Origin of the sequence: Streptomyces sp. BE20 (assembly GCF_036322525.1) — a bacterium.
Classification (GTDB): Bacteria; Actinomycetota; Actinomycetes; order Streptomycetales; family Streptomycetaceae; genus Kitasatospora.
Window position 1 is genome coordinate 1 of sequence record NZ_JAQYWW010000222.1, and the last position, 441, is coordinate 441.

Below are 441 nucleotides of genomic sequence, written 5' to 3' on the forward strand. Positions count from 1 at the left end.
CCCAGGACGGCGGCGACGGAGGAGTACAGGACGAACGCGGCCAGGTCGTGGCCCCGGGTCAGCTCGTGCAGGTGCCGGGCCCCGTCCGCCTTCGGCGCCCACACCGCGGCCAACCGCTCGGGCGTCAGCGCGGTCAGGACCCCGTCGTCCACGACACCCGCCGTGTGGACCACCGCAGTCAGCGGATGCCCCACCGGAACCTCCCGGATCGCGGCGGCCAGCGCCTCACGATCAGCCGCGTCGGCGGCGGCGATCGTCACCGAAGCACCCGCCGCGACGAGCTCCTCCCGCAACTCGGCCGCACCCGGCGCCCGCTCACCCCGCCGGGAGAGCAGCACCAGATGCCGCACCCCCCGCTCGGCCACCAGGTGCCGCGCCAGGATCGCCCCCAGCGTCCCCGTACCACCCGTGATCAGAACCGTGCCGTCCGGGTTCCACGGG

Annotated in this window: 1 protein-coding gene; it reads right to left on the reverse strand. The window is 75.5% G+C overall.

The features are described 5' to 3' along the window. A partial coding sequence (locus PUR61_RS01105) for an SDR family NAD(P)-dependent oxidoreductase (RefSeq protein ID WP_329874661.1) occupies nt 1-441 on the reverse strand: 441 nt, incomplete at both ends.